At 70.7% G+C, this 12,786-nt stretch carries 18 protein-coding genes; 10 read left to right on the top strand and 8 right to left on the bottom strand.

Annotated features, from left to right (window positions below; genetic code table 11):
* Positions 1-6 precede the first annotated feature (6 nt).
* Positions 7-582 carry a hypothetical protein gene (locus tag GA0074692_RS31625; RefSeq protein WP_218106726.1) on the bottom strand — a complete coding sequence of 192 codons (576 nt, stop codon included), beginning with the start codon at positions 580-582 and terminating at the stop codon, positions 7-9.
* 182 nt (positions 583-764) lie between these two features.
* Here GA0074692_RS31625 and GA0074692_RS31620 point away from each other — a divergent pair, with 182 nt between their 5' ends.
* The gene (locus tag GA0074692_RS31620; RefSeq protein WP_141725457.1) at positions 765-1,613 is read left to right on the top strand and encodes an alpha/beta hydrolase family protein; all 849 of its coding nucleotides are present in this window, start codon (positions 765-767) and stop codon (positions 1,611-1,613) included.
* Between the two features lie 82 nt (positions 1,614-1,695).
* Here the strand turns inward: GA0074692_RS31620 and GA0074692_RS31615 are convergent, their stop codons facing one another.
* From GA0074692_RS31615 to GA0074692_RS31595, 5 genes are all read right to left on the bottom strand, one after another.
* On the bottom strand, positions 1,696-2,592 hold the full coding sequence (locus GA0074692_RS31615; protein ID WP_091651545.1) for an aminoglycoside phosphotransferase family protein: 897 nt from the start codon (positions 2,590-2,592) through the stop codon (positions 1,696-1,698).
* Positions 2,593-2,666: 74 nt separating this feature from the next.
* The gene (locus tag GA0074692_RS31610; protein ID WP_091651542.1) at positions 2,667-3,014 is read right to left on the bottom strand and encodes a nucleoside triphosphate pyrophosphohydrolase; all 348 of its coding nucleotides are present in this window, start codon (positions 3,012-3,014) and stop codon (positions 2,667-2,669) included.
* A 39-nt stretch (positions 3,015-3,053) separates the two neighbouring features.
* Complete coding sequence (locus GA0074692_RS31605; RefSeq protein ID WP_141725456.1) at positions 3,054-3,665, bottom strand: hypothetical protein; 612 nt, start codon at positions 3,663-3,665, stop codon at positions 3,054-3,056.
* 186 nt (positions 3,666-3,851) lie between these two features.
* Positions 3,852-4,148, bottom strand: a complete 297-nt coding sequence (locus GA0074692_RS31600; protein ID WP_091651536.1) for a hypothetical protein — start codon at positions 4,146-4,148, stop codon at positions 3,852-3,854.
* Positions 4,145-4,324 carry a hypothetical protein gene (locus GA0074692_RS31595; RefSeq protein WP_091651533.1) on the bottom strand — a complete coding sequence of 60 codons (180 nt, stop codon included), beginning with the start codon at positions 4,322-4,324 and terminating at the stop codon, positions 4,145-4,147. Before GA0074692_RS31595 ends, GA0074692_RS31600 begins: the two co-directional genes overlap by 4 nt.
* A gap of 257 nt (positions 4,325-4,581) precedes the next feature.
* Between GA0074692_RS31595 and GA0074692_RS31590 the strand changes: the two genes are divergently transcribed.
* Together GA0074692_RS31590 and GA0074692_RS31585 are read left to right on the top strand one after the other, a co-directional pair.
* Positions 4,582-5,469, top strand: coding sequence for a helix-turn-helix domain-containing protein (locus GA0074692_RS31590; protein WP_091651527.1), 888 nt, complete (start codon positions 4,582-4,584; stop codon positions 5,467-5,469).
* Positions 5,462-5,656: a DUF397 domain-containing protein gene (locus GA0074692_RS31585; RefSeq protein WP_091651522.1), complete on the top strand. Its 195-nt coding sequence runs from the start codon at positions 5,462-5,464 to the stop codon at positions 5,654-5,656. Before GA0074692_RS31590 ends, GA0074692_RS31585 begins: the two co-directional genes overlap by 8 nt.
* A gap of 90 nt (positions 5,657-5,746) precedes the next feature.
* Here the strand turns inward: GA0074692_RS31585 and GA0074692_RS31580 are convergent, their stop codons facing one another.
* Positions 5,747-6,259, bottom strand: a complete 513-nt coding sequence (locus GA0074692_RS31580) for a M23 family metallopeptidase (protein WP_091651519.1) — start codon at positions 6,257-6,259, stop codon at positions 5,747-5,749.
* Between the two features lie 246 nt (positions 6,260-6,505).
* Between GA0074692_RS31580 and GA0074692_RS31575 the strand changes: the two genes are divergently transcribed.
* Complete coding sequence (locus GA0074692_RS31575) at positions 6,506-7,408, top strand: NlpC/P60 family protein (protein WP_091651515.1); 903 nt, start codon at positions 6,506-6,508, stop codon at positions 7,406-7,408.
* Between the two features lie 61 nt (positions 7,409-7,469).
* Here the strand turns inward: GA0074692_RS31575 and GA0074692_RS31570 are convergent, their stop codons facing one another.
* Positions 7,470-7,985 (bottom strand): M23 family metallopeptidase, encoded by a 516-nt coding sequence (locus GA0074692_RS31570; protein WP_091651513.1) that lies wholly within the window; start codon positions 7,983-7,985, stop codon positions 7,470-7,472.
* A gap of 169 nt (positions 7,986-8,154) precedes the next feature.
* On the opposite strand from GA0074692_RS31570, the gene GA0074692_RS31565 reads away from it, so the two are divergent.
* From GA0074692_RS31565 to GA0074692_RS31540, 6 genes are all read left to right on the top strand, one after another.
* Positions 8,155-8,721 carry a dienelactone hydrolase family protein gene (locus GA0074692_RS31565; RefSeq protein WP_091651511.1) on the top strand — a complete coding sequence of 189 codons (567 nt, stop codon included), beginning with the start codon at positions 8,155-8,157 and terminating at the stop codon, positions 8,719-8,721.
* Positions 8,722-8,772: 51 nt separating this feature from the next.
* The gene (yidD, locus tag GA0074692_RS36295; protein WP_176738635.1) at positions 8,773-9,171 is read left to right on the top strand and encodes a membrane protein insertion efficiency factor YidD; all 399 of its coding nucleotides are present in this window, start codon (positions 8,773-8,775) and stop codon (positions 9,169-9,171) included.
* A 154-nt stretch (positions 9,172-9,325) separates the two neighbouring features.
* Positions 9,326-9,652, top strand: coding sequence for a hypothetical protein (locus GA0074692_RS31555; RefSeq protein WP_091651508.1), 327 nt, complete (start codon positions 9,326-9,328; stop codon positions 9,650-9,652).
* Positions 9,653-9,667: 15 nt separating this feature from the next.
* Positions 9,668-10,861 carry a sensor histidine kinase gene (locus GA0074692_RS31550; RefSeq protein WP_091651506.1) on the top strand — a complete coding sequence of 398 codons (1,194 nt, stop codon included), beginning with the start codon at positions 9,668-9,670 and terminating at the stop codon, positions 10,859-10,861.
* 40 nt (positions 10,862-10,901) lie between these two features.
* Positions 10,902-12,080: a hypothetical protein gene (locus GA0074692_RS31545; RefSeq protein WP_425413411.1), complete on the top strand. Its 1,179-nt coding sequence runs from the start codon at positions 10,902-10,904 to the stop codon at positions 12,078-12,080.
* On the top strand, positions 12,050-12,760 hold the full coding sequence (locus GA0074692_RS31540) for a response regulator (RefSeq protein ID WP_091651502.1): 711 nt from the start codon (positions 12,050-12,052) through the stop codon (positions 12,758-12,760). The genes GA0074692_RS31545 and GA0074692_RS31540 overlap by 31 nt, the downstream gene beginning before the upstream one ends.
* The last annotated feature ends 26 nt before the right edge of the window (positions 12,761-12,786 follow it).

The raw sequence follows: 12,786 nt of genomic DNA, 5'->3' as shown, positions 1-12,786 counted from the left end.
ACAGGCTCATACCGCCGGGTCGAGCGCACCGAAATCCGCCTCGCCTGCCTTGGTCACCGGCCGCAGCGTCGGAAACGGCGGCCGGAACTTGAAATTGCCGTAGAGGGCCCGCGTACTCACCCTGCTGTCGACCAACTTCGCGCACCTGGTCAGCTCGTACGGGTACCAGTGCAGCCGGTAGGACGTGTAGGGATCGAAGAATTCGAGGCTCGTCATGGCCCCGATCTCGGGTGGGATGCGAACCAGATTCGTGCCGTAGAGCACCAGACGTTTGACGGCGGTCAGCTTCGCGATCGTCGGCGGTAGCGTGACGATCTGCTGCCTTTCGGAGGAGCTCAGCTCCACGAACGGCTTGAACACCGTCCGTCCGTCCGCAACCGCCTCATCGATCAGCGCAAGCAGGTGCTGCCAGCCCGCCGCCTCGGTGTCGTGCCGCTCCCCGTGGAAGTAGACGGCAGGCGGAACCTCCTCCCAATCCCCAACGCACCGGCAGTGGTCGCGGGCAGGTCCGCCCCCACTGGGTCCGGCCGCATCCGCGAAGCGGTTCGGAAACACGTGCGGTGTGCCCTCGTCTGCTCCCACGCGCGGAGGATACCGAGTTTCCGTCGACCTGATGTGCACACCCGATCGGCACGACGGCGCACCCGCTGGCCGATGCGCGGACTCGGCGTGCCCCCTCCCACGCCGGTCTCGGAATCTGCGTTGAGGCCATCGATCGCGGGCACTAGCGTCGGGTGGCCGGGCGCGAGGAGGGTGTCGACTCGATGAGCACTTCGGAGCGGTGGTCCGACAGTTCTGAACCCGGGTTGTTCGCGGGCGACGTCGACGTCCGCGAAACCATGCGGTTGTTCGACTACGACGCGGACGTCCCCCTCGACGTGCAGGTCGGGTCCACCACCCAGGCCGACGACTTGTCCGCGGTGGACATTTCCTACGACGACTCGACCGGGCGTCGGGCCGTCGCCTCTCTCGTTTCCCGTCCTGGCGTACGTGGCCCGGGGATCGTCATTTCGCACGGGGGTTCGGCAGACGGGCGGCACTACTTCGTCCCGGAAGCGATCGCGCTCGCCGAGTTGGGCTTCACCGTACTGCTCACCGCCTCTTTCTTTCCCCGGCACGGCGACATCACGGCCTCCACCGACGCGACCCGGGCCAACATCCGGACCCAGCGACGCGGACTCGACGTCCTGGTCGAGTGGGCCGGGGCCGACCCCGCTCGCCTCGGTTTCTTCGGGCACAGTTCGGGCGCTTTCCAGGGGGCGTGGCTGTCGGCCGTCGAGCCCCGGTTGACCGGCCTGGTGCTCGTCTCCGGAGGAGCCGGCACCCTCGTCCGCGTGGCCGAATCCGACCTCACCGAGTCGGAGAAGACCGGTCCCTACCTCACCTACCTGCACCGATTCGACCCCGCGCACTTCGTGGCCGTGGCGGGTCGACGGCGACTCCTGTTCCAGCACGGCTCGAAAGATCCGGTCATCCCCCGCGCGGAGGCCCGGCGGCTGTACGAGGCCGCTGCCCCGCCGCGCCGATGGCTGGAGTATCCCTGCGACCACGGGATGACGGCGGTCCATCCGCAGGCGCGACGAGACCGGGCCGAGTTCTTCTCGTCCCTCTGACCCCCCTGCATCCTCGCCCGCCCGACTGCCCGACCGACCGGCCCGTCCGTCGTTGATCGACTCGGTCAGGCGGCCCGAGCGGTCAGCGGAGGTCGTCGAGAACCTGCGCGAGCGCGTGGGACGCCTGCCGGATCATGCCCGGGTTGGTGTCCCAGTAGTAGGGCAGCGCCGCCACCGCCTGCATCAGAGCCCAGCCCCGGCCCCGAAGCCAGGACGCGTCGTCGACGCCGAGTTCGGCACGGAACCGTTCCCGGCTGGTGCCCGTGAACACGTTCCAGGCCGGTTGCAGGTCGCAGGCGGGATCACCGACGTTCAGGCCACCGAAGTCGATGACCGCCGACAGCCGACCGTCGACGACGAGGAGGTTGCCCGGCAGCAGGTCGCCGTGCACCCAGACCTCCGGGCCGTCCCACACGGGCGCGTCGAGCGATTCCTGCCAGCAACGGAGCGTGGCGTCGCGGTCGATCCGGTCGCCGAGCTGCGCGATCGACCCTCGTACGCCTTCGTCGAACTCGGCCAGCGCGCCGCCCCGGTTGCCCGGCGGGCGCGGAAATGCCTCGCTGGTGTCGATACGACGGAGCGCGGCCACGAACCCGGCGAGGTCGACGGCGGCCTGGGCCAGGTCGTGGATCGTGCCGTTCGCGTTCTCGCCCGGCAGCCATTCGCAGACGGACCAGTCGAAGGGGTAGCCGTGCGCAGGACGTCCCATCGCCACGGGTACGGGCAGCGCGAGCGGTAGGTGCGGTGCCAGCTTCGGGAGCCACTCCGCCTCCCGCGCGGCCTGCTTGGTGGCCCAGCCGATCCGGGGCAGCCGAGCGACCAGTCGCTCACCGAGCCGGTAGATGTCGTGATCGGTCCCGTACGACTCCACCGGACGAATCGGTAGCCCGGACCAGTCCGGGAACTGCTCTGCCAACAGGCGACGCACCAGGTCGACGTCGGTCTCGATCTCATCGGCGTGCATCTTCATCGCGCCCATTCGGCTCATCCTCAGCGAGACGGCCCGACGCGGCAAACGGGTTTCGGAGCTTCGCGTACGGCCGGAAGGTGGCGCTAACCGTGGTGCGGGCGAGTCGTGCTCTCCAGCCAGAGGCGCTCGGTGAAGCCTCCGCGTTCGGCTCGTTTGCGGGCCGCAGCCGCCTCGACCTCGGCAGCGGTGAAGCCGAGCGCGGCCGTCAGCGCAGCCAGAACCTCGTGAAGGTCGGCGAGTTCTCCGAGCACCTCGGCCGCTCCGGCAGACCCGAGTTCCTCGGCTTCCTCGTGCAGCTTCGCGATGAGCGCCGGGACGAAGTCGTCCGGCCCGAGAACCCGGATCTCCGGTATCTCACCGCCGGCCCGGATGATCTCGGGTATGCGGTCACGCACGAGCTTGCCGTACGGAATCCTGCTGCCCTGAGCCATCCTGGCATCCTGCCACGACTGCCGTCGCCACCGAACGCGTCAGCGCAGGCGGACGTCCTCGATGACGGGGAAGTCGTACCAGGTCACGTCGAAGGACGACCCGGCTGCCGGCACCGCCGGGTAGAGCGCCCAGGTCGTCGCCTCGGCGCCGGACGCGAGGGTGAAGGACTTTCCGGGCCGCGTGGTGGCGCACCAACTGTTCTCGGGACGTACGGTCCGGCCGTCGGACAGGGTGACCTGTGAGGAGGTCCGGTCGACCTCGGCGGTCGGGCAGGCCAACGGCCAGTCGATCAGCGAGTCGTTGCGGTACCGGACGTTCAGCCGCAGCTTGCCGCCGCTGGTGACCTCGGCGCTGACCAGCGTGACGCTCAACGACAGCGCGTCGTAGACCTCCCGGTCGATCTGGTACGTCCGGGGTTCCGCCTCCCCGGCCGACTCGGACGGCTCCGGTGACTCCGACGAGTCGGGGTCAGCGGTCTCCGACGACGCGGGATCGATGGTCACCGACCTCGACGGGGTCGGGTCCACACTCGGGTCGTCCGACTGGGAATTGGCGCGGTTGGCGAGGTATGTGCCACCGACCGCACCGACGACGGCGAGGCACGCCATCAGCGCGATGACGGCCAACGTGCCGGCGTGCCTCTTCTCCACGATGGCTCCCACTATTCAGGGGGTGGCGACCGTCGTGAAGGTAGCACCGCCCGCACAGCCGAGGGCCCAACGCCCGCGCCGGAACTGACCACGCCGAAACCAGGGCTGTCCGCGCCGGGCTGGATACTCCAGGGCCCGGAACTCGGGCCACGGCCGAAGACGCCAGGCAGATGGCGAGGCCACGGCCTAACGTGTCGGGGCCGCAGGCTTCTGCGCCGGGGCCACGGCCCGCCGGGTCGACCGGCGGGGCGTGGGAGCCGGGATCGACCGCTGCACCCGCAGGCCAGCCGGCTGTACGAAGATCGAGCGCCGGGCGACCGCGTCGCCCTTCTTGTCGAGCTGGTAGCCGTCGAGCCACATCCACCCGTCGAAGGTGACCCAGTCGAGCACCCGGATCACCCGGAACAGCATCGGGTTGACGAACTGGACACTCGCCTCCCGGGTGACCTCCACCAGGTCACCGGCCTTGAGCCGCCAGGTCATTCTTCCTCCCCGGGCCAGCGGCGACGACTGATCGGGAGACGGTGGCGGACCTGGCAGGGCAGGTCCGCGCCACAGCGGCAGGTCAGCCGCCGGAGGAGGTGGTTCCAGACCGGACGGTGCCGACGCGCCAGGGTCAGCGCGGTGGCGGACAGGTAGTGGTCGTACGACACACGCATCGGGCGTCCTCCTTCCGGGAAATGGCGCCGCCCCGCCCGCGTGTCATTCCGGTGCAGGTTACGGCGGACTGTTGTCGACGCCATCTCGCCAGGGCCGCCGACAACCGCGCGATGTCGACAGAATGCGACACCCCGCACACCTTGCGCAACGATCCACCCCACTCCTACTCTCACTCCGAAACAATCCGCGATGAATGCAAGCGAAATGCGCGCGGAAAGAAACGTCCACGGTTGCATGAGGAGTGCGGTGATGTTGCATGACGGATGAAACAAGCGGTTCCACCGTCCCCCGACGGCAGCTCGGCCGCCTCCTCACTGAGCTGCGCGAGGATGCCGGCGTGACCCTCGACGCGGTGGCCGAGACGCTGGACTGTTCCCGGCAGAAGGTCTGGCGTATCGAGAAGGGGCTCGTTCCGGTACGGGTCGTGGACGCGCGGGCGATGTGCGACCGGTACGCCGTACCCGACGAGATGAGCGCCATTGTCGTCGGCCTGGCGAAGGAGACCCGCGCGAAGGGCTGGTGGCATTCGTACGGCGACGTGGTGCCGTCGTGGTTCTCGCTCTACGTCAGCCTGGAATCGTCCGCATCCCTGCTACGCCGATACGACTCCGAGTTGATTCCGGGATTGTTCCAGACCCGTGAGTACGCCACCGAACTGTTCCACCGGAAGAATCCGGCCCTGGGAGCGGAGGATCTGGAGAAACTGGTCGCGGTGCGGTTGCAGCGGCAGCACATCCTCGTCCGCCGGCTGCCCAGCGCCCCGGTCCTGAAGGTCGTGCTCAGCGAGGCCGTGCTGCGGCGCACCATCCCCGACCGGTCGGCGATGGCCGGGCAGTTGCGGCACCTGCTCGAAGTGGCCGCGCTGCCGAACGTCTCCCTGCGGGTACTCCCGTTCGCCGCCGGCCCGCCGCTGGCCAGCGAGAGCGGCACCTTCGTCCTGCTCGACTTCCCGCGCCCCTTCGGGCGGGCCGCCACCGAGCCGACCACGGTCTACGTCGAGAACATCACCGGCGCGCTGTACCTGGACAAGCCGGCGGAGGTCGCGGCGTACGAACACGTCTGGTCGGACCTCGAAACGCTCGCCTCGGATGAGGCAGAATCAAAGAGATTGATCAACAAGATCATCGAGGAGCATCATGACTGAGCTTGCCGGCGCCGTCTGGCGCAAGAGCACCCGCAGCGGCGGAAGCGGCGGCGACTGCGTCGAGGTCGCCGACAACCTGCCCGGCGTCGTCGCCGTACGGGACAGTAAGGACCCGCACGGCCCCGCGCTCGCCTTCGCCACCGGCTCGTGGTCCGCGTTCGTGCGCGGCCTTCCGCAACGCGGATAGCGGCGCACCTTCTTTCGATATTTCTGAGTCCGCAATCGCGAGGGGTCCCGCGGTCGGTGACCACGGGACCCCCGGCTCCAGCCGTCTGGATCAGCAGACGGTACGCGTGTAGTTCACGGTCCCCCAGTAGTGGGCCAGGTTGCCGTTGAACCGCACCTGGATGTCGCCGCCGTTCAGCCGCTGCTCGTAGTGCAGGTGCGAGCCGTCGGAGTTGCCGCTGTTACCCACGTAGCCGATGGTGGTGTTGTAACCGACGCTCTGGCCGACCGAGACGTTGAACCCGCTGAGGTGGGCGTAATAGGTGGTGTACCCGCCCCCGTGGTTGATCCGCACGTACCGGCCGTAGCTGGCGTTATCGAGGTCGGCGACGATGTCGACCGTGCCCGGGGCGCTGGCCTTGACCGCGTCACCGTGGTCGTTGGCCCGGTTGAAGTCGATCGCGTACGCCGGGCTGTGGTTGGTACGGGTCTCGCCGAGCCACGTCTGGCCGCACGGGAACGGCACCTTGAACGTCGGCGCGGCGGCGGCGGGCGACGCCGGGACCAGGAAGGCGGCGGTCGCCAGAGCGACAGCGCCGAGGAAACTCGCCAGACGGGTACGCATCGAAAAACCTCCACAATCACAGTCGTCGATCTTCCGCTGGGATGATGCCAGAAAGTCCGGCAGCCCGAAAGGCGATCATCGATCGACTCCACCGAGACTCCAGGCGAACACCTCCCACCCCGGGTGACCGACGCCGGCGCAACCACACCCCGGACCTATTGACGCATGACGTTCCATGCGTAAGATCACGCCCAGATAAATGGACGCCGATCTATAGGATCCGCGTCGCGACGAGAGGTGGAGCGCATGTCGATACTGCGTCGCATCGGTGCCGTGACGGTGGCGGTGGTCCTGGGCAGCACCGTGGCCGCCTCGGCCGCCCACGCGGACTTCACCTTCTATCGCACCGACCCCCACGTCGGGGCCTGCTGGAACAAGGTCACCGGCTACGGCGGGGTCTACCAGGTGGACAACAACCTGCTCAACAACACCGGTGGCTGGCACACCGCCCGGGTCGTGGTCAACCGCCCCGGCGTCGGCATCCAGTCCGACCAGACCTACACCGCCGCGCCCGGGGAGTGGAAGATCGGCGCGATCGCCCACGTGGCCATCGTCCCGAACGACGACTACCTGGTGTACCTCGACGGCGTCCAGGTGGTGGGCATCCCCGCCCACGGCATCCCGTACTACATGAACCACTGCAAGGTGAAGGAGTCGCCGTCGGTCAAGGTCCGGCAGGCGCTCAGCTACGGCCTGGCCCAGCTCGACTCGATCTACGTGGGCTGTGCGGCCGGGACGTACCGGTATGGGACCGTGCCCACCAGCACGCTCTACCACGACGGTAGGACCTGCGGTCAGAGCCGGGTCTACAAGCAGCCCGCCGGGGTCAAGGGCTTCGACTGCTCCGGCCTGATCTACAAGATGTTCCAGCACGCGGGGGTGTACTTTCCCTGGACCAGTTCCAGCGCCATGAAGTCGGGCATCCCCCAGGTCGCCAAGTCGCAGATCCAGGTCGGCGACCTCCTCGCCAAGAACGGCCACGTCGCGGTCTACCTCGGTGACGGGGACGGCGACGGGGTGCCGTCGGTCCTGGAGGCCACGCCCAAGTGGCAGAACCCGGACGGCACCTGGACGGGTGTGGTGATCAGCAATGCCACGACCTACCTGAACAGCTCCGAGTACACCGCCCACCGCGTCCCGGGAATCTGAGTCCGCACATGCCGGGGTCCCGCAGCACCGGCTGCGGGACCCCTGGCTCGAACCGGGTGGATCAGCAGCCGGCGGTACGGGTGTAGTTCTTGGTCCCCCAGTAGAGGGCCAGGTTGCCGCTGAACCGGACCTGGATGTCGTTGCCGTTGAGCCGCTGCTCGTAGTGCAGGTGCGAGCCGCTGGAGCCGCCGCTGTTACCCACGTAGCCGATGGTGGTGTTGTAGCCGACGGACTGGCCGACCGAGACGTTGAACCCGCTGAGGTGGGCGTAGTAGGTGGTGTACCCACCCCCGTGGTTGATCCGCACGTACCGGCCGTAGCTGGTGTCACCGAGGTTGGCGACCACGTCGACCGTGCCCGGGGCGCTGGCCTTGACCGGGTCGCCGTGGTCGTCGGTCCGGTTGAAGTCGATCGCGTACGCCGGGCTGTGTGTGGTGCGGGTCGACCCCGACCACGTCTGGTTGCACGGGAACGGCGTCCGGAACGAGGGCGCGGCCGAGGCCGGGGACGCCGGGACCAGGACGGTGGCAGCCAGCATCAGGCCAGCACTGAGGGCACCCGCCAAACGAAGACGCATCGAGAACCTCCACGATCAAAATTGTCGATCTTTCGCTGGATGATGCCAGAAAGTTTCGCCGACCAGAAGGTGATCTTCGATCAAATCCACCGGGCTAGCAGGTGAACGCGTTCCGCATCCCGGGTGACCGATGCCGGTGGGCGTCGCACCCCGGGCCTATGGTGGCCCGATGACCGAGATCCTGCTGTTCCACCACGCGCTGGGGCAGACCCCCGGCTTCATGGAGTTCGCCGACCGGTGGCGGGCCGCCGGACACACCGTGCACACCCCCGACCTGTACGACGGCACGACCTTCGGTTCGGTCGACGAGGGCGTGGCGCACGCCCGGTCCATCGGTTTCGACGAGATCGCGCGCCGGGGCACCGCCGCCGCCGAGGGGCTGTCGGCCGACCTGGTGTACGCCGGCTTCTCGCTGGGCGCGATGTCCGCCCAGTCGCTCACCCAGACCCGCCCCGGCGCACGCGGCGCGCTGATCATGGAGGGGGCCGCGCCGACCGCGACTTTCGACAGCCCCTGGCCCACTGGTACGCCCGTCCAGTTCCACGCGATGGCCGACGACGACTGGGCGGACGTCCCGGTCATGCAGCAACTCGTCCAGGAGATCGACACCGCCGAGCTGTTCCTCTACCCCGGCTCCGGGCACCTCTTCGCCGACCGCAGCAGCAAGGACTACGACGAGCAGGCGGCGGCCCTGCTCCTGACCCGCACCCTGGAGTTCCTCGGCCGCCTCGACTGATCGCCGGGACAGCCGCACGGCCGGTGGCGGGCGTGCCCCATCATGATCCGCATGTTCAAGAGCAAGGGCCACGACCACAACCGCAAACGGAAGAGCAGCTACGTCGGCGGGTGCGACGGCTGTGGCGGGTGCGACGGCTGCGACGGCTGCGACGGCCCGGGCGGCTGCAACTTCGGCCTCTTCTCGTTCCTGCTGACGCTCGGCGCGGCGACGGCCTCGGCGGTCCGCGTCCCGACGGTCGACCGGGCGGGCCGGGCAGCGATCCTCGGCTACCGCCGGTGGCTGTCGCACCGCTGGCCCGGCCAGTGCCGGTTCACGCCCACGTGCAGCGCGTACGGCCTCACCGCCGTCGAGCGGTACGGCCTCGCGCTGGGCGGCCGGATGGCCGCCGAGCGGGTCCGGCGCTGCCGGCCGGGCGTTCCCCGGGGCACCCACGACCCGGTCCGCTGACCCACCGCCACCCCGATGCCGCCTCCTGTGGGCGGCCGGCCTCGGACAACGCCTCCCCCTGATGGCCGCTCGTCCGGACACCGTCCGCGCCGGACGGGCCGCCACCAGGATCGCGTCCGGGTCCTTTCCGACCCGGAGCCGCTAGCATCCTTGGATGAGCCGGCACGCCGACCCGATCGAGGCCATGGAACGGTTCCTCGCCCGGACCGCCCCGTACGACGACCCGGCGGGTTCCCCGACGGCCACAGTGGAGCTGCGCACCGGGCGGCTACGGGAACGGTTCGAGCTGACCGACCGTCAGGCGGCGGCACTGGCCTCGGCGTTGGACGCCTGGCACGATCCGGACGACGTGGGACGCTGCGGGCACTGCCACGGTCACCTCGGGCGGGATCTGCGCTGCCGGGAGTGCGGCCACCTGGACGGGATCTTCGGCGCGACGGTCGCGCAGCACGCCGCCCGGGTCGCCGGCCGCACCGACTGATCCGACGTCATCACCATGGGCACACCGACCGGTCACCCGCCCACTGTCAGCCCGGCCGGCGACGCGTTGAACCGGGTCTTCACCACCCTGCCGATCATGGTCCGACTGACCTGTGGCCTCGCCGGTGCCGGCGCCGCCCTGGCGGTCCGTACCGAGCCGGTCGAGCCGGTGCTGCTGGTCGTCGCGGTCGTCGTGCTCACCGGCTGGTCGGTCTGGTTCGCCCAGTCCGGTCGCCGGTCCGGGCTCACCCCCGGGCTGATCGGGGTGGACGTGATGTTGACCGTGGCCGCGTGCCTGCTCCTCCCGCACCTGGTCGCCACGGAGGTGCTGCCCGGCGAGGTGAGCTGGGTGGCGATCCTGGCCAGCACCTCGGTGATCGTCGCCCAACTCGCCCTGCGTCCCCGCTGGGCGGTGCCCGCCGGGCTGCTGGTCACCGCCGCGTACGCGACCGGCGCCCACCTGGCCGGCAACGACACCGAGGCCGTCGCGCACGCGGTCACCCTGCTGGTGCAGACCGCCTCGACCACCGCCCTCACCACGGTGCTGCGCGGCAGCAGCCGCCGGGCGGACGCGGCCTTCGCCGAACGGCAGCGCGTGCTGCGGGAGGCCCTGATCGCCCGGACCGCCCGGGAGGTCGAACGGCGGCAGAACCGGGACCTGCACGACACGGTGCTCTCCACGCTGACCATGGTGGGGCTGGGTGCGGTCCGCTCCGGTTCCCCGCTGCTGCGCGAACGGGCCGCGGCGGACCTGCGTACCCTCGCCGCCACCGGGACTCCGACGGAGCACAAGTCGGACTCCCCGCCCGCTGGCGGCGACGCGACCCGGGCGGCCCTGGACGAGTGGCTGCGCCGAGCGGTCGCCCGTTTTCCGGACCTGCCGGTCGCCGTGGACCTCCCCGCCGGACACCCGGTGCCGATGGAGGTGGCCGTCGCGTTCGTGGAGGGCACCGCCGCCGCCCTGGCCAACGTGCTGCGGCACGCGCCGGGCGCGGCGGTGCGGGTGAGCCTGGACCGGGTCACCGACACCGTCGTGGTCGAGGTGGCCGACGACGGGCCGGGCTTCGCCCCGGCGCGGGTCCCGGCCCACCGGTACGGGCTACGCGAGTCGATCCGGGGCCGGATGGCGGCGGTGGGCGGACGGGCTCTGGTCGACACGGCTCCCGGGCGGGGCACCCGGATCCGGCTGGAGTGGCCGGATGCGGACTGACCCGCCGACCGCTGCCACCCCGCCGCCCGCCTGGCACGGCATGCCACCGCCCGCCGACCCGGCCGCCTGGGACGGCATGCCACCGGCCACCGACCCGATCGCCCCGGACGGCCTGTCGCCGGGGGTGGCCGGGGCGGTGGCCAGCGCCTCCGACCGGGGCGCCCGGATCGCGGCGGTGGTGATCGCGTACGGCTGGCACCTGCTGGTCAGCCTGCCGGCCGTACTGCTGGACTGGCCGGACCTGCGGTGGCCGTGGGTGGTCGGCGGCGGGTGGCTGGCGGTGGCGCTGGTCGGGGCGGTCGCGGCGGGACGGCTGCTGCGCGACGAGCCGCTGCCGGGGTGGCCGCTGGTGGTCGGGCTGCTGGTGGTCGACGCGGTGGTCTTCCCGGCCAGCGGCGCGGAGTTCCTGTTCTCCTCGGCGAACTGGGGTTGGGGAACGGTCGGCTGGTTCGCGGTGCTGTTCCTCTGGGGACGGCCGCTGCGGGAGCTGGTCGCCACCGTCACCGCCGGGGCGGTGATCGCGCTGGTCGCGGTGCTCGCCCAGGGCGCGGACGCCGCCGACCTGAGCCGCTACGCGATGTACGTCTATGGCGTGACGGTGCTGCCGTTGGCGCTCGCCGTCGGCGCCGCGACCCTCACCGCCCTCGCCGCCGAACGGGCCCACGCCGCGTCGGTCAACGCTGCCGTGACCGCCCAGCGACTGGCCGCCGCCCAGGCCCAGCGGGACCGGCGGGACCGGCTGGCCCTGGTCGACGCCACGGCCGGGGAGATCCTCACCGACCTCGCAGCCGGCCGGGCCGACCCCGGGGATCCGGCGGTGCAGCGACGCTGCGCCCTCGCTGCGGCCCGGCTGCGCCGGCTGATCGCCGAGTCCGACGACGTGCCCGACCCGCTGCTGCACGAGTTGCGGGCCAGCGCGGACCTGGCCGAACGGCGGGGCGTCGTGGTGGACCTGGTCGTCGTGGGGTCCCCGCCACCGTTGCCGGTGCAGGTACGCCGACGCCTGGTGGACCCGCTCGCCGCCGGCCTGGCCGACGCGCGGGACCAGGCCCGGCTCACCGTCGTGGCAGGACCGGACGCCGTGGAGATCAGTCTGATCGCGCCGGAACGGGGCATCCTGGAAGGCAGCCCGTTCCGGCGGGCCGACGACACGGTCGAATACGAGTACGAACGCGACGGGGAGGTCGGATGGACGCGGACACGGTGGCGGGCGCGGTGAGCGGTCCGGTACGCGTGGCAATCGTGGACGACCACCCGGTGGTGGTCGAGGGCATCCGGTCGTGGCTCGCCGTCGAGCCGCGACTGACGGTGGTGGCCACCGGGGACGATCCGGACGTGGTGCTGCGGGACGCCCCGGACGCCGACGTGGTCCTGCTGGACCTGCGCCTGCACGGCCGGATGGCGGTGGACTCCGTGGCCGGGCTCAGCGCGGCGGGCCGGCGGGTGGTGGTCTACTCCGAACACACCGAGCCGGAGACGATGCTCGCCGTGCTGGACGCGGGGGCGGTGGCGTTCCTCGCCAAGCACGAGGGGCGGGAACACTGCGTGGCCACGGTGCTGGCGGCGGCGAGCGACCGGGCGTACGTCCCGCCCACGCTGGCCGGGGCGATGGTCGGTGACGCCCGCCCGGACCGGCCGGCCCTGTCCGACAAGGAACGGGAGGCGCTGCTGCTCTGGTTCCAGTCGATGTCGAAGGCGTCGGTGGCCCGCCGGATGCGGATCAGCGAGCACACCGTGAAGCAGTACGTCGACCGGGCACGGATCAAGTACACCCGGGCCGGGCGTCCGGCCGCCACCAAGGCGGCGCTGCTCGCCCGGGCGATCGAGGACGGCCTGATCCGTCCGGAGGAGATCGGCGTCTACCAGTCGTACGCGTCGTCGGACCGGCCGACCCCCTAACGGCTGTCATGACAGCGGCCCGTCGG

Origin of the sequence: Micromonospora pallida (genome assembly GCF_900090325.1) — a bacterium.
Taxonomy (GTDB): Bacteria; Actinomycetota; Actinomycetes; order Mycobacteriales; family Micromonosporaceae; genus Micromonospora; species Micromonospora pallida.
This window is presented reverse-complemented; position numbering and strand designations above follow the sequence as displayed.

What these genes read in the sequence shown, in the direction of transcription:
- GA0074692_RS31610 (WP_091651542.1), bottom strand. Translation starts at nt 3,014, where the DNA reads ATGGCTCAGGGCAGCAGGATTCCGTACGGCAAGCTCGTGCGTGACCGC.
- GA0074692_RS31540 (WP_091651502.1), top strand. Translation starts at nt 12,050, where the DNA reads ATGGACGCGGACACGGTGGCGGGCGCGGTGAGCGGTCCGGTACGCGTG.
- GA0074692_RS31600 (WP_091651536.1), bottom strand. Translation starts at nt 4,148, where the DNA reads ATGACCTGGCGGCTCAAGGCCGGTGACCTGGTGGAGGTCACCCGGGAG.
- GA0074692_RS31555 (WP_091651508.1), top strand. Translation starts at nt 9,326, where the DNA reads ATGAGCCGGCACGCCGACCCGATCGAGGCCATGGAACGGTTCCTCGCC.
- GA0074692_RS31575 (WP_091651515.1), top strand. Translation starts at nt 6,506, where the DNA reads ATGTCGATACTGCGTCGCATCGGTGCCGTGACGGTGGCGGTGGTCCTG.
- GA0074692_RS31565 (WP_091651511.1), top strand. Translation starts at nt 8,155, where the DNA reads ATGACCGAGATCCTGCTGTTCCACCACGCGCTGGGGCAGACCCCCGGC.
- GA0074692_RS31585 (WP_091651522.1), top strand. Translation starts at nt 5,462, where the DNA reads ATGACTGAGCTTGCCGGCGCCGTCTGGCGCAAGAGCACCCGCAGCGGC.
- GA0074692_RS31545 (WP_425413411.1), top strand. Translation starts at nt 10,902, where the DNA reads ATGCCACCGCCCGCCGACCCGGCCGCCTGGGACGGCATGCCACCGGCC.
- yidD (WP_176738635.1), top strand. Translation starts at nt 8,773, where the DNA reads ATGTTCAAGAGCAAGGGCCACGACCACAACCGCAAACGGAAGAGCAGC.
- GA0074692_RS31595 (WP_091651533.1), bottom strand. Translation starts at nt 4,324, where the DNA reads ATGCGTGTGTCGTACGACCACTACCTGTCCGCCACCGCGCTGACCCTG.
- GA0074692_RS31550 (WP_091651506.1), top strand. Translation starts at nt 9,668, where the DNA reads ATGGGCACACCGACCGGTCACCCGCCCACTGTCAGCCCGGCCGGCGAC.
- GA0074692_RS31615 (WP_091651545.1), bottom strand. Translation starts at nt 2,592, where the DNA reads ATGGGCGCGATGAAGATGCACGCCGATGAGATCGAGACCGACGTCGAC.
- GA0074692_RS31620 (WP_141725457.1), top strand. Translation starts at nt 765, where the DNA reads ATGAGCACTTCGGAGCGGTGGTCCGACAGTTCTGAACCCGGGTTGTTC.
- GA0074692_RS31570 (WP_091651513.1), bottom strand. Translation starts at nt 7,985, where the DNA reads ATGCGTCTTCGTTTGGCGGGTGCCCTCAGTGCTGGCCTGATGCTGGCT.
- GA0074692_RS31590 (WP_091651527.1), top strand. Translation starts at nt 4,582, where the DNA reads ATGACGGATGAAACAAGCGGTTCCACCGTCCCCCGACGGCAGCTCGGC.
- GA0074692_RS31580 (WP_091651519.1), bottom strand. Translation starts at nt 6,259, where the DNA reads ATGCGTACCCGTCTGGCGAGTTTCCTCGGCGCTGTCGCTCTGGCGACC.